Here is a 15,979-nt window from a genome sequence, read left to right as displayed (position 1 = left end):
TATTTCGACTCGGGATGCCGTGCAGTGAGAGTGCACCATCCCCTCGTCGTCATCGTCGGGCCACCCGTCGATCCCATACATATACGCTGCGCTCCCCCAAACGGGGTCGAGCGCGGGAGAAGAGAGAACATAATGAAACGCATGCTGATCAATGCCACCCATCCTGAGGAGTTGCGGGTGGCCCTCGTCGATGGTCAAAAACTCCTCGATCTCGATATCGAACACACCTTCAGGGAACAGAAAAAGAGCAACGTCTATAAAGGGCGTATCACCCGCATCGAGCCCAGCCTCGAAGCCGCCTTCGTCGACTACGGGGCCGAGCGCCACGGCTTCCTTCCCCTCAAGGAGATCTCCCGGGAATACTTCAGTCAACCCGAGCAGCCAGGACGCAAGCGTATCCAGGACCTGGTGCGCGAGGGACAAGAGGTCATCGTGCAGGTGGACAAGGAAGAGCGCTCCAGCAAGGGTGCCGCCCTGACCACCTTCGTCAGCCTGGCGGGGCGCTACCTCGTGCTCATGCCCAACAATCCGCGCGCCGGCGGGGTTTCCCGTCGCATCGAGGGCGAAGACCGCACCCAGATCCGCCAGCACCTGCAGATGCTGGATATTCCGGACAACATGGGGGTCATCGCCCGCACCGCCGGTATCGGCCAGGATTTCGAGGCCCTGCAGCGGGATCTCGAGTACCTCAAGCAAATCTGGCAAGCCATCGTCGAGGCGGCGGAGAAAGCGCCTGCGCCCTTCCTCATCTATCAGGAAGGCAACGTCGTGGTGCGCGCCCTGCGCGATCATTTCTCCGAGGACATCGGCGAGGTGCTCATCGACGACGAGAGTGCCTTCCAGGCGGCCCAGCAGTTCATGACGGCCATGATGCCCAAGGTGCTGAATCGGCTGAAGCTCTACGACAACGACATCCCCCTCTTCAGCCGCTACCAGATCGAGCAGCAGATCGAGTCGGCCTTCAGCCGCGAGGTGCGTCTGGAGTCGGGCGGTGCCATCGTCATCGACCACACCGAGGCCCTCGTTGCCATCGACGTCAACTCCGGCAAATCCACCAAGGGCCAGGACATTGCCGAGACGGCCTTCCAGACCAATCTCGAGGCGGCGGAGGAAGTCGCCCGGCAAATCCGCCTGCGCGATCTGGGCGGTCTCATCGTCGTCGATCTCATCGACATGGAATCGCCCAAGCATCAGCGCGAGGTGGAATCGCGTCTGAAGGAGGCCCTCAAGCTGGACCGCGCCCGGGTGCAGGTGGGGCGCATCTCCCGTTTCGGTCTGCTGGAAATGTCGCGCCAAAGGCTCGGCGCGAGTCTGGAGGAGGCCTCCTACGAACCCTGCCCCCGTTGCAGTGGCACGGGCCAGATCCGTGGCTGCGAAGGGACGGCTCTGCACGTGCTGCGCCTGTTGCACGAGGAAGCGCTCAAGGCCGGGGCGGCAGAGGTGGAGTGCAAGGTGCCCGTGGACGTGGCCGTCTATCTCCTGAATGAAAAACGGCTCCCGCTGCTGGAGCTGGAGGCCAAGAGCAACACCCGCATCACTATAATTCCCGATCCCGCCCTCCTCACCCCGCACTACGAGATCCAGCGGGTCAAGGCGGAAGCGACGCCGGCCCACAACGAACGGACCAACAGCAGCCGCAACCTGCGCGACCTGCCCAACCGCCCGGCCCGAGCCCAGAACGGGGCGGCCCAGGCGGCGCTCAATCCTCTGACGGCACCGCCACCACCCAGCGTGTTGCCGCCTCCAAAAACGCTGCCCCAAAGCCCACAGCAGCGGGACAAATCCGCATCCAAGACGGCGACGCCCCCCAGCGAGGGCATCCTTGCTCGTTTCGTTCGGGCCCTGGTGTCGCGCTACGAACCCGTGGATTCCCAGACCTTCCTTACCCGCGCCCTGGGCGAGGAGGCCATCCCCCCTGCTGCCGAACCCGTGAGCGGCGACGTGGAGACCAAAGCTTCTGGGGATACGGAAACTCCATCCGGACGCAGTCGGCGCAGACGCCGAGGTGGTCGGCGGGCACGGGCGCGGCGCCAGAGTGGGCAGGACGAGCGTCCCCATGACGGCAACGACGAGGCCGATGCAGCGCCCCCGACCACGGCAATGGATTTGGAAGTCGCTCCGCCGGGGAGAGAGGTACGCCGCCCGAAGGAAGCCTTGGAATGGAGTGACCCCGCATCGAGCCCGGAGCCTCCCGCCGACGAAGCCCTGCGCTACCCCGCGACCCGGATTCCTCGCGCCGACGACTGGCACTAGATGATGGTTCCCGCCTCCGCCGTCGACGGCGCCGCGGCACCTGCCAGTATTCCCTTGGCAGCGGCACACACCCTGGCGGAGACCGCCGAAGCATCTGCCCCAGGCGCAGAGCATGGCACCGCGCGGAACCTAACGGACACTGCCTCCACCTCGGTTGAGCCTGGTCCCGGCAACATGCAGACGGTGGCAGGTGAACAACAAAGCCTATTGGAGCAGGTCGTGGAGACGGTCGAGGAGCATCCTGGTAGCGCCGCCGCAGGCCAGGATTCGGAGCAGCAGGGGACCGGCTAAGAGACCGAGGCCGTCGGCCCCGGGCTCGGTGCACGGGCAAGCTGCCCTTTCCTGAGTCCCGCGACCGGGCGCCTCCCGCCGGGCCGCTGGAGGGGGCCCTGCCCTCACGCCACTCCGCCACGACCTCCAGCCTGACGCCAAGTCGTGCCCCCGGGCCCGTCCTCCAGAAGGATACCGCACTCCTCCAGCTCCTTGCGCAGACGATCGGCCTCGGCAAAGTTGCGTTCCCGGCGTGCCGCAGCGCGGGCGGCAATGCGGCCCTCGATCCAGTCCACATCGATACCTGCGGCGTCGCCGCGCAAGAAATCCTCCGGCCGCCGTTGCAGGATACCCAGCACCGCGCCCAGCTCGCGCAGGCGCCTCGCCAGTGCCGCGAAAGGTTCACCGGCATCGCGGCGGCGGTTGATCTCGCGCGCGAGATCAAAGAGCACCGCCAGCGCTTCCGGGGTATGGAAATCGTCGGCCATGGCACTGTGAAATCTCGGGCCCCATGAGTCTTCGGGCAGGATCGAGCCGTCGTCATCGGGAAGCTCGCGCAGGGCCGTGTACAGTCGCGTCAGCCCCGAGCGCGCCTGCTCCAGGAGTTTTTCACTGAAATTGAGGGGGCTGCGGTAGTGGCTGTTGAGGATGAAAAAGCGCAGCACCTCACCACCGTAGATCGGTAAAAGATCCCGCACCAGACGAAAGTTGCCCAGCGACTTGGACATTTTCTCCTCGTCGATGCGAACGAAGCCGTTGTGCATCCAATGCTGGGCAAAAGCGCAACCTGCCCCCTGAGACTGCGCGATCTCATTCTCGTGGTGGGGAAAGAGCAGGTCGGCGCCACCGCCATGGATATCGAAACGACAGCCCAGGGTCTCCTGGGACATGGCCGAACACTCGATGTGCCAGCCCGGTCGACCCGGGCCCCAGGGGGAATCCCAGGCCGGCTCGCCGGGCTTGGCAGCCTTCCACAGGGCAAAGTCCAGGGGATCGCGTTTGTCTTCACCCGGTTCCACACGCGCACCACTGTGCAGCTCCTCCAGACTACGACCCGAGAGGCGACCATACGCGGGAAAACTGCGCACGGCATAGTAGACATCGCCATTACCCGGCGCATAGGCATGACCACGGCGCACCAGGGTCTCGATGAGCTCCAGCATCTGGCCCACGTGCTGGGTGGCTCGCGGTTCCACGGTGGGTGCAATGCACCCCAGGGCCACCTCGTCCTCGTGCATGGCGTCAATGAAGCGCTGGGTCAGGCTATCCAAGCCTTCGCCCCGTTCCGCCGCCCGCCGGATGATCTTGTCGTCGATATCCGTGATGTTGCGCACGTAGGTCACCTCCAGGCCGCGCGCGCGCAGGTAGCGCACCACGGTATCGAAGGTCACCATGACCCGAGCGTGGCCCAGGTGACAGAAATCGTAGACCGTCATGCCACAGACATAGATACCGACCTTGCCGGGCTGCACGAGACTCAGGGGCAGCTTGCGCCCCTCCATGCTGTCGTGAATGTGGATGGGGGGCAGACTCTCGCTCATGGCAGACCTCGAAAGGACAGAAACTCAGACCGCTACCCGTGCTCGGCGCCCTGCCTGGGACAGGCGCTGCCGGCAGCGCTCCGCCCCCAGCAGCCTGCACCAGCCGGCAAGCTCTGGACCGTGCAGGCGCCCCGTAAGCGCCGCACGCAGGGGCTGAAAAAGGGCACGCCCGCGGCGCCCGCTGGCTTCCTGCAAGGCGGTGACCCAGTCTTTCCAGTCACCATTTTCCGCCTCGAAGGTCGCTGCCGCCACCATCCAGAACGCCTCTGGGGTCTCCCGCAACACGTCCAGCGCCTCCTCGTCGGGCTCGGGGTCACGCACAAAGCGTTGCAACCAATCCCGCGCCTGCGCCGGGAAACGGATATTGGGGCGGATCAGTTCCACAAAGGCGAGACGCTCGGCGGGCGACAAGGACTCGTCCAGCACCGGTGCAAGCCATTGTGCCAGCTGCTCCGTGGTCGATGATTGAACGGCCTGCGCCTGCCAATGCTCCAGCTGGGCCAGATCGAAGTGCGCCGGAGCGCGACCGATGGCATCCAGGCGAAATTCCCGACGCAATTCCTCGTCCGTCAGGAGTCGACCATCCGCCTCGCCATAATGGTGCCCCAGCCGCGCCAGATAGTTGCGCACGGCCTCGGGCAAAAAGCCTTCTGCGCGCAGATCGCGCAGGCTGGCGGCGCCGTGGCGCTTGGACAAGGGCTGACCATCGCTGCCCAAGAGCAGCGGCAGGTGCCCGTAGGTAGGTGCCTTCATCCCCAGGGCCTGCAGAATCAGAATCTGCCGCGGCGTATTACTGAGGTGATCCTCTCCGCGGAGAACGAGATCGACACCCATGAGCGCGTCGTCGACGGCGTTGGCAAAGAAGAAGGCTGGCGAGCCGTCGCTGCGGCGAATGACGAAATCCCCCAGGTCCTCCAGGGAGTATTCCCGTTCACCCCAGATGAGGTCATCCACGCGCAGGCGACCGGTCGACGCCACCCGAAAGCGCAGACTGGGTTGCCGACCAAGGGCCTCGAGCTCGGCCCGCGCGGCGGCATCCAGCTCGCGACAACGGCCGGAGTAGCGCGGCGCACGGCCAGCCGCCCGCTGCGCTTCCCGCTCAGCCGCCAGCATCTCGGGCGTGCAATAACAGGGGTAGGCCAAGTGAGCATCCAGCAGGCGCTGGTAAAGCTCCCCGTAGATCCCCAACCGCTCCATCTGCCGATAAGGACCGAAGTCACCCCCGCAATCCGGCCCCTCATCCCAGTCCAACCCAAGCCAGCGCAGATCCTCCAGCAGGGCATCTTCGTATTGCTGCGGCGAGCGCTCTCGGTCGGTGTCCTCGATGCGCAGCAGAAAATGTCCACCATCGTGCCGCGCCGCCAGCCAGGCAAAGAGGGCCGTGCGCGCATTGCCGAGGTGCAGGTATCCGGTGGGGCTGGGCGCAAAGCGACTCTTCTGAATCATCGTGGTATCATAGGCGGCTGGAGGGTCCTCGGCAACGCGCTCCAGCGCCAAGAGGCAGTTACACCAAGGGAGAAACATGGCCAAGGCCAGAACGCCTGCTGCGCGCCAGCAAAAACCCAAGCGCCACATCGGCCGCTGGGTGCTCATCATCGTCCTGCTCATTCTCGCCAACCTCTTCATCGGGGTCGGCATTTACCTCTACCGTATCTGGGAAACCCTGCCGCCAGTGCACGAACTCAAGGAGTGGCGTCCCGACGAGCCTCTGCGCATCTACGCCGCCGATGGCTCGCTGTTGCAGATCGTCGGGCCCCAGACTCGCTTTGCCTTACCCCTGGACCGCATTCCCGTCAAGCTGCAGGAAGCGTTCATCGCGGCGGAAAACGCCCGCTTCTATAGCGAAAACCCCCTCTACTATCCCGTGAGCTTCCCGGGCATCCTGCGCGCGGCCTGGGTCGACCTCATCCACATGGCGCCGGTACAGGGCGCCAGCACCATCCCCGAGCAGGTTGCGCGCAACTTCTACCTCACGCCCCAAAAGACCATCACCCGCAAAGTGGCGGAAATTCTCCTCGCCTACAAACTGGCCCAGCACTTCAGCCGCAAGCAGATCCTCGAGCTCTACCTCAACAAGATTTACCTGGGCCAGGGCGCCTATGGTGTGCAGGCGGCGGCGCGTACCTACTACGGAAAGAATGTCGACCAACTGACCCTGGGCGAGATGGCAACCATTGCCGGCCTGCCACCCGCGCCCTCTTACCTCAACCCGGTGGTCAATCCGGAGCTGGCCAAGAAGCGGCGCGCCTACGTACTGAAACGCATGGAGATTCGCGGTTACATCGACCGCGCCCAGGTGGAAAAGGCCGAAGCCGAGCCCATCCTCTCCCAGTACCACACCACCGCCAGCAATTCCGCGCCCTACGTGACGGAATGGATTGCCGACTGGCTGAGCCAGCAGTTTGGCAGCGACTTTACCTTCCGCTCTGGGCTCAAGGTTTATACCACCATCGTGCCTCAGGACCAGATCGCCGCAAACCGTGCCGTGGCCGTTGGTCTGGAAAACTACGACATGGGCCTATCGAGCCTCGACCCCAAGGCCTATCGCGGGCCCATTGCTACCCTATCCGGCGCTGCCCTGCAAGATGCGCTCAAGGGCAAACGTCCCAGTATGTTGCCCGCGCGGGATCCAGCCAACCTGCGCTGGGGCGTGGTGGAGAGCAGCACCGCCAAATCGGCCCAGGTTTCCTTGGAGGGCAAGCAGACGGTAACCTTGACCCTAAAGGACGTCAGCTGGGCACGACCGCGTTACGGCGCACCGAAGCCCCGCAGCGTGGATGCCGTACTCCATCCCGGTGATCTCATCTGGCTGCGTCCCTACGTCGAGGCCAGCACCGCCGGTGCCGGGCAGGAATGGGGAGCCAACGTCTGGTCTTCACCCGGCCCCCATGCCGGCTGGCAGCTCACCCAGATCCCCCAGGTACAGGGTGCTCTCGTGAGTCTCGACAGTCGCTCCGGCGCCATCACCGCCCTGGTCGGCGGTTTCAGCTACGAGATGAGTCACTTCAACCGCGCCATCTACGCTTATCGCCAGCCGGGGTCGGGCTTCAAACCCTTCGTCTACGCCGCGGCCATGGACGCCCCAGCGCTCCTCGCTGCCGGCCACGACCACTACCTGACGCCACAGAGCCTCATCGCCGACACGCCCTTGTCCATTACCCTGCCCAACGGTCAGGTATACAGCCCCACCAACTACAGCAATAAGTTTTCCAGCACACCCATCCCGGTGTGGGCCAACCTCGCCTACTCCCACAACGTGCCCAGCGTCCGCATCCTCATGGACATCGGCATACCCTACGCGGCCCAATATGTGCAGCGTTTTGGCTTTCCGCCCAAGCAGATCCCGATGGTGCCCTCCATGGTCCTGGGTTCCGGCGACTACACCCCCCTGCAGATGGCGCGTGGCTACGCGGTGTTTTCCAGCGGCGGATTCCTGCCCAAGCCCTACCTCATCCGCAAGATCGTCAATTCCAACGGTACCCAGATTTCCCTGCTGAATTGCCCATTGGGCTATGCACCGCCACCGGATGAGACGGCCATCCCACCGGGGGTTGCCTACCTCATGACCGAGATGATGCAGCAGGTCATCAAGATCGGCACCGGCGTTGCCGCACAGAGCCTGGGGCGCAACGACATTGCCGGCAAGACCGGCACGACCAACCACGAAACCAACGCCTGGTTCAACGGCTTCACCCCCAAGATCACCACCACGGTCTGGGTGGGCTACGACGACAATCGCAGCATGGGCCGTTGGGCAGCGGGCGCACGTGAGGCCCTGCCCATCTGGATCCACTACATGCGCACGGCCATCTCCACCCGACCCCAGGGCGGCTTTTTCCGGCCACCCGATGTGGCAGGACCGACGGAGAGCAGCGCGAGCCCCGTTGGCGTCGCCGATTACCTGGCTGCCTATCCGCCCGTGGCCGCCACCGCTTCCAGCGAGAGTGGCGAGGGCAGTGCCACGGATTCCGGCAGCAAGCTCATCGAGACCATCAAAAATCTGTTCTGACCACGCGCAGCCGCCACCCCACAGCGCCCGATCCGAGCCGGGCGCGCCTTTGCTTTGACCCGAATGGCCGCCAGTGGTTAGGATGGCAGACGGTACCCATCGCACTGCCCAAGGAGTCCGAAGGATGCAACCCACACTCAAAGGTCACACCGTCCCCCTCAAGGGTCATTTCCCGGAGGCTGGCGCTACCGCCAAGCCGGCCACCCTCACCAACGCGCAACTAGAGGACAAGGCCCTGGACAGCTTCACCGGCTGGCGGGTGCTGAACATCTTCCCCAGTATCGATACCCCCACCTGCGCCGCTTCCGTGCGCCGTTTCAACGAACTCGCCGCAAAACATCCGGAGTGCAGCGTGTTGTGCATTTCCGCCGACCTACCCTTTGCCCAGCAACGTTTCTGTGGCGCCGAAGGTCTGGAGCGTGTTCACACCCTGTCCTGCTTCCGCCACCCGGAATTCGGCGCGGATTACGGGGTGGAGATCGCTGGCGGACCCCTTCAGGGACTCCTGGCCCGCGCCGTCATCGTCCTCGACCCTCAGGGCAAGGTAGTACACAGCGAGATGGTTGCCCGAATCGAAGACGAGCCCAACTACGAAGCCGCCCTTGCCCACCTGCCCCACTGAGAGCGACCGACTCCACTTCACGGCGGGCCGCGCTGACGGGCGTGTGCTCACGCTCCCCTCCAACAGATTGACCTGATTTCCTAAATAAGCGTTGCTCAAGCGGCCAGGAAACTGGCCTAACTTATTGTCTAATCGATGTTTTTATACTTGGAGGTAATCATGTCTGCTGATCTCAATAAGGTAATGCAGTTGGCGGGTGCAGTGGCTGCCGGACAGTTCAGTGCCGACGGCAAGATGCTGGCCAAGGAAGGCCACATCGACGACGAAACCGCGCACATGGTCGCCATGATGTGCGCTGCCAACACCATGATGGGCAAGATGCAGGCTGAAAACTTCAGCAAGCACAGCCAGATGCACTGGGCTCCCTTCCACGGCTTCGCCGTCTCCGCAGGCGACTACACCGTCTGCACCATGGGCCACGTTGGCGTCTTCGTAGAAACCGCCAAGGCGGATTTCAACGAAGTGTTCAAGGTGCTGGGTGAAGTGGCACACGCCCACTGAGCGCAGGCTGGCTATCTATCCGTTAACTTTCTGATCAAACCCTGCAGATATTTAATAAGTAATCGGCGGACGAGAGAAACACGGCCCCCAATTCGGGGGCCTTTTCATTGCGCTGAGGTGTGTTGCTACGGGCTGAGGGTCAGTCGCCAGGCCATGGGGCCACCCGCTGGTAGGCCACCTCCCAATATGCCGGGAAATCCGGTCGTGCCGCCCGTACGGTTGCGCGCTGCGCCACCCTGTAGCAACACCCGCCCATTGAACACCGTCAAGGACGGACGATAGGCCGTACCCTGACCCACGACAAAACCTTGGGTGATTGGCGCCCCGCTCGTTGAAACAAAGCTCCCGGACGGAAAAACACCGCTGGTGAGATGGAAGACATAATATTCGGCCAGAGACACACCGCAAGTATCGCTGCTGGCAGGTGGTACCGTTACCGGCACGATCACTTGCCCGCCGACCAGAAGTGCCTGATCGGTAATGGCAGAGCCGCTCGGGAGAGCGCTGACACCATTGGGACCTCCTGTAGATGGTGTCAGGGTACCACCGGACCAAGTGCCTGCACCTCCCGTGTACGAAGTCCACACCGGCGACCAGACACCATTGCTCTGTTTGAACACCGTAATACCATTGGCACCTTGAACGCGCAGGTAGTTAAAACCCTGATAGATGGTCCCGCCGATATACTGAACCGCGGCGCTTAGGCTGCCACTACTCCATGGAGCATAATTGCCGATGGCAACAAATCCGGAGGAGCTCAGGGGGATGGAGGTGTCCTTCTTCTGCGCGAGCAGGGTCTGCAAATTTGCCGCGCTCATCTCATAGACATTGCCGTTAGCGTCGCCCAAGAAAAGGTTGCCGCTACTGTCGATATAGGGCGTGGCGGTGTTGGTGAAGGGCAAGGGATCTACCATCCAGGTGCCGGTGGTCACATTGAGAATACCCAGAGCCGATCCCGATGAACCACTGAGGGCGTAGATGGCCCAGGTAGCCCCATAGTTACTTTGCCCGGCATTCTGCACCTGATAGAAGACCGGAGGACTGCTGAGCGTTTGCGAGTAGCCCGTCTGCTGATACTGGGCCACCACCGAACCCAAATTGGGCGCAGATGTCCCCTTGAGCTGCAGATCGTAGACCACGAACCCATTGGCCGTGGCACTGCCGACCACGTAGGTGTGCCAGTTTTTGCCACCGTCTGGACTCGCATCGATGGTAGCAAAGGGTCCCATGTTATTACCCTGCCAAAATGTATTGTAATTCTGAAGGCTAGGGAGCAGGTAGCCCGGCATCCAGGCCCAGAGCAGGGTTGGATTGCCGGTCTGGTTGTAGCCCAGGGCGTAGAGGAAGCCATCGTTATCCGAGAAGAGAACGGCATTCTGTCGAGCGGAGTGCTTTGCCGCGTAGGTGAGGTAACTGCCACCGTTGCTCAGCAGCCCGGCATTGGCTGGGGGTGTCAAGACCACAGCTGGCGCGGAACTTGGTAGACCCAGGAACCAGCCAGACGCTCTGCCCCCTAGATACTGCCCACTGTTGAAGGAGCTATGCTCGAATCTGGTGTACGGGAGGTCTACAACTAGCTTGAGGAGGGTGGCGCACTGTTGCTAGAAAAGGGTTTCTGGATCCGATTCGCAACGAATGAGGAGTGCGCCATGCAAGAGAGTACTGGTTTCGACGGAGGAATGGGAGAGTTGGGCCTGAACATCGAGGGCTTATTGCGGCGGTCCGCGCGCCAGCTGATCCAACAGGCCATCGAGGGCGAGGTGCAGGTGCTGCTGGAGGAGTATGCCGCGGTACGCATGGTCGATGGTCGCCGGGCCGTCGTGCGGAATGGATATCTGCCGGAGCGGGAGATCCTGACAGCGGTCGGCCCCGTGCCTGTACAGGTCCCCAAGGTGCGAGACCGCTCCGGTTCGGGCGTGGTCTTCCGTTCTTCCCTGGTACCGCCCTACGTGCGCAAGTCGCGGACCGTGGCCGCAGCGCTCCCCTGGTTGTACCTGCACGGGGTATCGTCGGGACGGATGCACGAGGCGCTGTCTGTTCTCCTGGGCGAGGAGGCCAAGGGGCTTTCTCCGGCCGTGCTGGGACGCTTGAAAGTCGAATGGGCGCAAGAGCATGCCCAATGGCAGCGCCGGTCTCTACAGGGAAAACGCTACGCCTATTGGTGGGCCGACGGGGTCTATACCCAGCTGCGGGCGGAGGACGATCCCCGGATGTGTCTCTTGGTCATTATTGGCGTGACGGCCGAGGGCAAGAAGGAGGTCGTGGCGGTCACCGACGGTTTACGGGAGTCCAAAGCCTCCTGGCTAGAGATCCTGCGGGACTTGCGCGACCGCGGGCTGCAGGAGGCGCCACTACTGGCCATAGGAGATGGGGCGATGGGTTTCTGGGCCGCCCTGGACGAGATTTACCCACAAACCCGTCATCAGCGCTGTTGGGTGCACAAGACGGCCAACATCCTCAACGAGCTACCGAAGCGCCTTCAGGGGAAAGCCAAGGCCGCCCTGCAGGCGATCTGGATGGCCGACACCCGTGAAGCTGCGGAGAAAGCCTGGCAAGCCTTCGTGCGGGACTACCAGGCCAAATATCCCAGAGCGGTCGCAAAGCTCGAGAAGGACCGGGACGTGCTGCTGACCTTCTTCGACTTCCCGGCAGAGCACTGGCGGCATATCCGCAGCAGCAACGCCATCGAATCGACCTTCGCCACCGTACGGCAACGCAGCAGCCGCACTAAAAACTGTGTCTCTCGAGCCACTTTCCTTGGCCTGAGCTACAAGCTCATCCAGCAGGCAGAGAGACACTGGCGCGGGATTCAGCATCCGGAAAGACTGCGCGAGCTCTTTGCCGGGGTGACATTTGTCGATGGGATGCCTGCCAACGAAACCCGGCTGGATCCTCAACAGGACGCCGCCTGAATCGTGTTAGCAAATGCTCATACACCAATCTTGACCATAGCTCCTGTTGAAGGAGGGGTTGATGGTATAGCCTGCCACGGTGGCAGCCGATAAATTGGTATTGGTGATCGCAAATGCAGCTGAATTACTTGAGGCTACCGCAGTAAGCGCTTGCGGCGAGCCGCCATTGGTTGACGTGGCTCCCACAGGAGTCGTGTACAGCGCACTCTGACGGTTGGACTGATTCATGATCCCATTGGCTGTCCAGGCAGGGGTGGTTGACAGACTGCCGTTTGCCGTCAGGGGATAGGCAAACAAATCGCCTTGACCGGTAACCGGATTGACATTCTTGAGTTGGAACTCCAACGACCCCACAGTTACGGTTGGCGGTGCCGCGTAGCTCGATACCACGCTCTTGCCCAGGATATTAGCAATGATGTTATTGAGGGCGGACTGTACATCGGCCTGAGTCGTTGCCGAATAATAATTTTGGGTGCCGCCGGCCTGAGCCATCGCCTGCAGCACATAGGAACCCTGCTGGGCCTCAGCCTGCTGCGCGGCCGTGGTCCCCGGAATGTTGGGGTTAACGGCAGAACCTACCCCAAGGACGTAGGTATTGATGCCTTGACTTTGCAGATTTTGGACCGCCTGAATGGCCTCCGTCACTGCTCGGTTATTGGTGCTACTCCAAGTACTCGCCGTGATGCTCGTGACACCAAATATCCCAGCTGCCGCGCTCCCCAGGGGCGGATAAACGTTACCTCCGAGTCCCTGCGTAGGCTGACCGTCGGTAATGAAGATCACATATTTTTTTCCGCAGGTAGTCGGCGGCGGATTATTCGTCTGACCGCTAAGGTATTGCAGTGCTGTGGTGAAAGCGCCGGCCACGGGAGAATAACCGGCAGCTGCCGAGATAGGCGCATTGCTCGGTAGACTACCCCCGTTTTTCAGAAATACCTCAGGCACCGTCGCATTGCGAATAGCGGCCGCATTATTACTATTACTACGGGTGATGGACACAACAATCCTACCTGCATTGGGAACGGTAGGTGCATTGAAACCAAAGCCCCGTTGCGCCTCCCAAACCTCAAAGGATTGTGGAACATAGCCCGCGCTGGTAGGGGTCATTCCGGCACTGAGCGATGTGCTGTAGGCGCCGTAATTTACCCCAGTGTTTTGCTGCATGTATGCCTGTAGATTTCCCAGATTGTAGGGGGATGGATAGGCCGCAGCAGAGTTTTCGCTTCCCGATCCGAACCCATTGGCATATAACACGTCGTTAATGATAGGATTGTCGCTCGTATCCTGAATGTATAAATACGGACTCTGGTATAATTGAGCGTTGTAGGAAAGATTAGGAAGGTTCCGATTAAAGTAGATGTTGGCGCAAGAATTTCGCGTGAAGTAATTGCCAGATACAGAACCATAGCACGGATTGGGAACGGCGATTAACCCTGTAGGCGCCGTTTCCGAGTTGCCAAATGAAAATCCATTATTGGCACTCATGTAATATACCCAAGTATTAAACTGCTGAATGGAACCGCTCGTTTGATAGGTGGCCAAACCAAACTGGATATTGCCAGCGTAGGTCGGATTGCTGACAATCCCCTGCACTGCAGACTCTGCAGCGTTGAGCATAGATGGCGAATTGTCAACATATCCACCATTGCCAATTGTGGCACAGGCAGACTGGGCAGCCGCCGTAAGTCCGGACGAACCGCAAGCAACCGTATAGGGTACAGACGCACCATTACTGACCGGTGTTGTCGGGTAAGCCGGGGGCGTAAAATTACTGACGGTATAGGCTGTGGGTGAACTGGAACTCGTGTTGTTTGCGACTGTCCCGGATCCCGTCATGATGGCGCCGGACAGGCCATCGGTGCCCTGCAATACTCCCGCCATACCCTGAGAGTTATCGAGAATAATCAGCACCTGCGGCTGATCTTTGCTAGGTATATTGAGGCCACCCGCTGCTTCCGCCAGTGGGATGAGACCCTGCAAAGGCAAAAGATTCAGCCCCACAGCAAGCATCGCCGACAGTATTTTTCGGGAAAGTTTTCTCATGACGCGAGCACCTTGCGCAATACCGCTTGGATAGTTACACCCAAACCACCACCGTTGACCCGGGCGACGTGAACATAGGCTACGTAAAAGTATGCGCTGACAGAACCAGCACGAGACTGATTTTGCTCGTACCCTGCGAGTGGCTGGTTAGGCGAGCCATTGGGGAAGATCACATATTCCACCTGAAACTGCTGGCTACCCACGGTAACGGGCTGGGGTAGCTGGTAACACTGATTGTTGGCGGCGCACTGACTCCAAAACTGGGGGTCAGTGGGCGGCTGGATTGGTGCCGTTGTTGCATTTACGTTGCTGGCAAGATAACCGCTCGTCGGCATGGTGAGGAAAAATCGGGGCGCAAGCGCCTGGCTGTTGCTGGTCGCCAGAATCTCAGGAACAGTGGGGAGCTGATTGAGCCAGGTAGACGCATCGTCCAGTCCAACATCGCTCGCCTCTTGAGCCATGTTCTGAACCGCAAGATTACTGGCGATAAGGGTATTGTTGTTGTTGAGATACAGATAGGCCAGCAGTGCCAAGGTGACGGCAAAAACCAGCACCAGGACAACGACCAGAATGGCGCCACGTTCTCCGGACGAATCCTTTACGGACAAAAACGGGCTCTTCATTGCGTGCTCCAAATCCCATTACGTACGGGCACGACCGTCTGGAATAAATGGTAACTGTAATGCCGGCAGTTTCCCTGGAGGCAGCCCGGCCCGTTTTGGGTGGGCACTGTATAAGTATCTCCCAGTATATTGAAACTTGCGGGGCTCAAACTATTTGGCAGGTAGCGATCGCTGCGAATGAGCATGGCCAACTGCACCGCCACAATCTGTTGGGTCGCGCTGGGCGCATAGTTTTCTGGGCGAATCCAGTTCTGCACCTGCCCATTACTACCCACACCGTAGCGCAACTGCATATCCACCACACCCGTGGCCAGCGGCTGCGGTGTTGGCGGTGTCGCCTGCAGGCCAGTGTATTGCGTCATGACCAAAGTTGGAGTACTGCCCGCCGGATTCTCCTGGATGGCAAAGGTCTCAAAGAGGAACTGACTGGCGCCGAGATCGTAGAGAGATGCACCTTGAAACGCTGCAGAATTGAGCGTGCCGCCGGTCGTCGGATTCACCTGGCTGAATATCTGATTGGGGTTGGCCTGGAAACAAACACTATTGCCTTTCCCAGAGTTAAAAACGACTGTACCACTGCTGCCCTGAGAGTTGCCCCCGCCCGTCACAGAGCAGTCGGAGTTGAGCGTACCCTTGCCAGCAACATTGGTCATCTGTCCAAAGACACAGACGCCCGTACCGGGCAAAGCAATCAGTGCTAAATCGCCTGGCTGTAGATTGTTGAGACTCTGAACCTTGAGGTTCACACCGCTTTGTGAATTGACCGTGGTGGTGGGCGCACCACCAAAAGCACCGCCGCCAATAACCGTGGAAAAGGCATAGGTGTTGATCCCCGCCGTAGTCGAGGGATCGTAGCCGCTGCCGGAACTCTGCGTAGAAGCCGTAATGGCCACCAGTGCGCCGGCGGTTCCGACACCGTTGGTCGTAGAACCAACCACGCCATTGGGACATTGACTGTAGCTCGGCAAGCCATAACCGGCCGACTCGATGGCCTGGCGCATCAAGGCCAGGGCATTCCTGCCCCGCTGCCACATTTCTCCCGAGGCATTCTGTTGACTTATCCCCTGGCTGGTATTCAGGAAAAAACTGAAGACGGCAATGGCGAGCAAGCTGGTTACCACCAACCCCACCAACAGCTCTACCAGGCTGATTCCGGCCTCGGCTAGACGATCTGCGCCAACGCGACCCATGTTTTGTGTGGACAT

At 61.0% G+C, this 15,979-nt stretch carries 12 protein-coding genes; 6 read left to right on the top strand and 6 right to left on the bottom strand.

What is annotated here, in order from left to right; all coding sequences use genetic code 11:
* Positions 1-132: 132 nt before the first annotated feature.
* Both ACAty_RS05940 and ACAty_RS16385 read left to right on the top strand, forming a co-directional pair.
* Positions 133-2,253: an Rne/Rng family ribonuclease gene (locus ACAty_RS05940; protein WP_238323821.1), complete on the top strand. Its 2,121-nt coding sequence runs from the start codon at positions 133-135 to the stop codon at positions 2,251-2,253.
* Complete coding sequence (locus ACAty_RS16385; protein ID WP_238323820.1) at positions 2,254-2,544, top strand: hypothetical protein; 291 nt, start codon at positions 2,254-2,256, stop codon at positions 2,542-2,544.
* A 104-nt stretch (positions 2,545-2,648) separates the two neighbouring features.
* On the opposite strand, the gene cysS is transcribed toward ACAty_RS16385, so the two are convergent.
* Together cysS and gltX are read right to left on the bottom strand one after the other, a co-directional pair.
* Positions 2,649-4,064 (bottom strand): cysteine--tRNA ligase, encoded by a 1,416-nt coding sequence (gene cysS, locus ACAty_RS05935; protein WP_004871887.1) that lies wholly within the window; start codon positions 4,062-4,064, stop codon positions 2,649-2,651.
* Between the two features lie 24 nt (positions 4,065-4,088).
* Positions 4,089-5,510, bottom strand: coding sequence for a glutamate--tRNA ligase (gene gltX / locus ACAty_RS05930; RefSeq protein ID WP_004871882.1), 1,422 nt, complete (start codon positions 5,508-5,510; stop codon positions 4,089-4,091).
* 76 nt (positions 5,511-5,586) lie between these two features.
* Between gltX and ACAty_RS05925 the strand changes: the two genes are divergently transcribed.
* From ACAty_RS05925 to ACAty_RS05915, 3 genes are all read left to right on the top strand, one after another.
* Positions 5,587-8,073 (top strand): penicillin-binding protein 1A, encoded by a 2,487-nt coding sequence (locus ACAty_RS05925; protein ID WP_004871878.1) that lies wholly within the window; start codon positions 5,587-5,589, stop codon positions 8,071-8,073.
* A gap of 124 nt (positions 8,074-8,197) precedes the next feature.
* A complete protein-coding gene (gene tpx, locus ACAty_RS05920; RefSeq protein ID WP_004871873.1) occupies positions 8,198-8,695 on the top strand; it encodes a thiol peroxidase in 498 nt (165 codons plus the stop codon).
* 159 nt (positions 8,696-8,854) lie between these two features.
* Positions 8,855-9,196: a DUF2173 family protein gene (locus ACAty_RS05915; protein WP_004871871.1), complete on the top strand. Its 342-nt coding sequence runs from the start codon at positions 8,855-8,857 to the stop codon at positions 9,194-9,196.
* A gap of 125 nt (positions 9,197-9,321) precedes the next feature.
* On the opposite strand, the gene ACAty_RS05910 is transcribed toward ACAty_RS05915, so the two are convergent.
* Positions 9,322-10,653, bottom strand: coding sequence for a hypothetical protein (locus ACAty_RS05910; RefSeq protein ID WP_193787417.1), 1,332 nt, complete (start codon positions 10,651-10,653; stop codon positions 9,322-9,324).
* Between the two features lie 192 nt (positions 10,654-10,845).
* Between ACAty_RS05910 and ACAty_RS05905 the strand changes: the two genes are divergently transcribed.
* Positions 10,846-12,108, top strand: a complete 1,263-nt coding sequence (locus tag ACAty_RS05905) for an IS256 family transposase (RefSeq protein ID WP_004868469.1) — start codon at positions 10,846-10,848, stop codon at positions 12,106-12,108.
* A gap of 6 nt (positions 12,109-12,114) precedes the next feature.
* On the opposite strand, the gene ACAty_RS05900 is transcribed toward ACAty_RS05905, so the two are convergent.
* From ACAty_RS05900 to ACAty_RS05890, 3 genes are read right to left on the bottom strand one after another with little or no spacing between them, the layout of a single operon-like run.
* Positions 12,115-14,151, bottom strand: coding sequence for a hypothetical protein (locus ACAty_RS05900; RefSeq protein ID WP_004871866.1), 2,037 nt, complete (start codon positions 14,149-14,151; stop codon positions 12,115-12,117).
* Entirely contained in the window at positions 14,148-14,774 is a 627-nt protein-coding gene (locus ACAty_RS05895; protein ID WP_004871864.1) for a hypothetical protein, read from the bottom strand. Before ACAty_RS05895 ends, ACAty_RS05900 begins: the two co-directional genes overlap by 4 nt.
* Positions 14,771-15,979: a PilW family protein gene (locus ACAty_RS05890; protein WP_004871861.1), complete on the bottom strand. Its 1,209-nt coding sequence runs from the start codon at positions 15,977-15,979 to the stop codon at positions 14,771-14,773. Before ACAty_RS05890 ends, ACAty_RS05895 begins: the two co-directional genes overlap by 4 nt.

It is taken from the genome of Acidithiobacillus caldus ATCC 51756, from assembly GCF_000175575.2.
In the GTDB taxonomy this organism is placed as follows: Bacteria; Pseudomonadota; Gammaproteobacteria; order Acidithiobacillales; family Acidithiobacillaceae; genus Acidithiobacillus_A; species Acidithiobacillus_A caldus.
The sequence above is the reverse complement of the archived record's forward strand: the minus strand, read 5'-3'. Positions and strand labels throughout refer to the sequence as shown.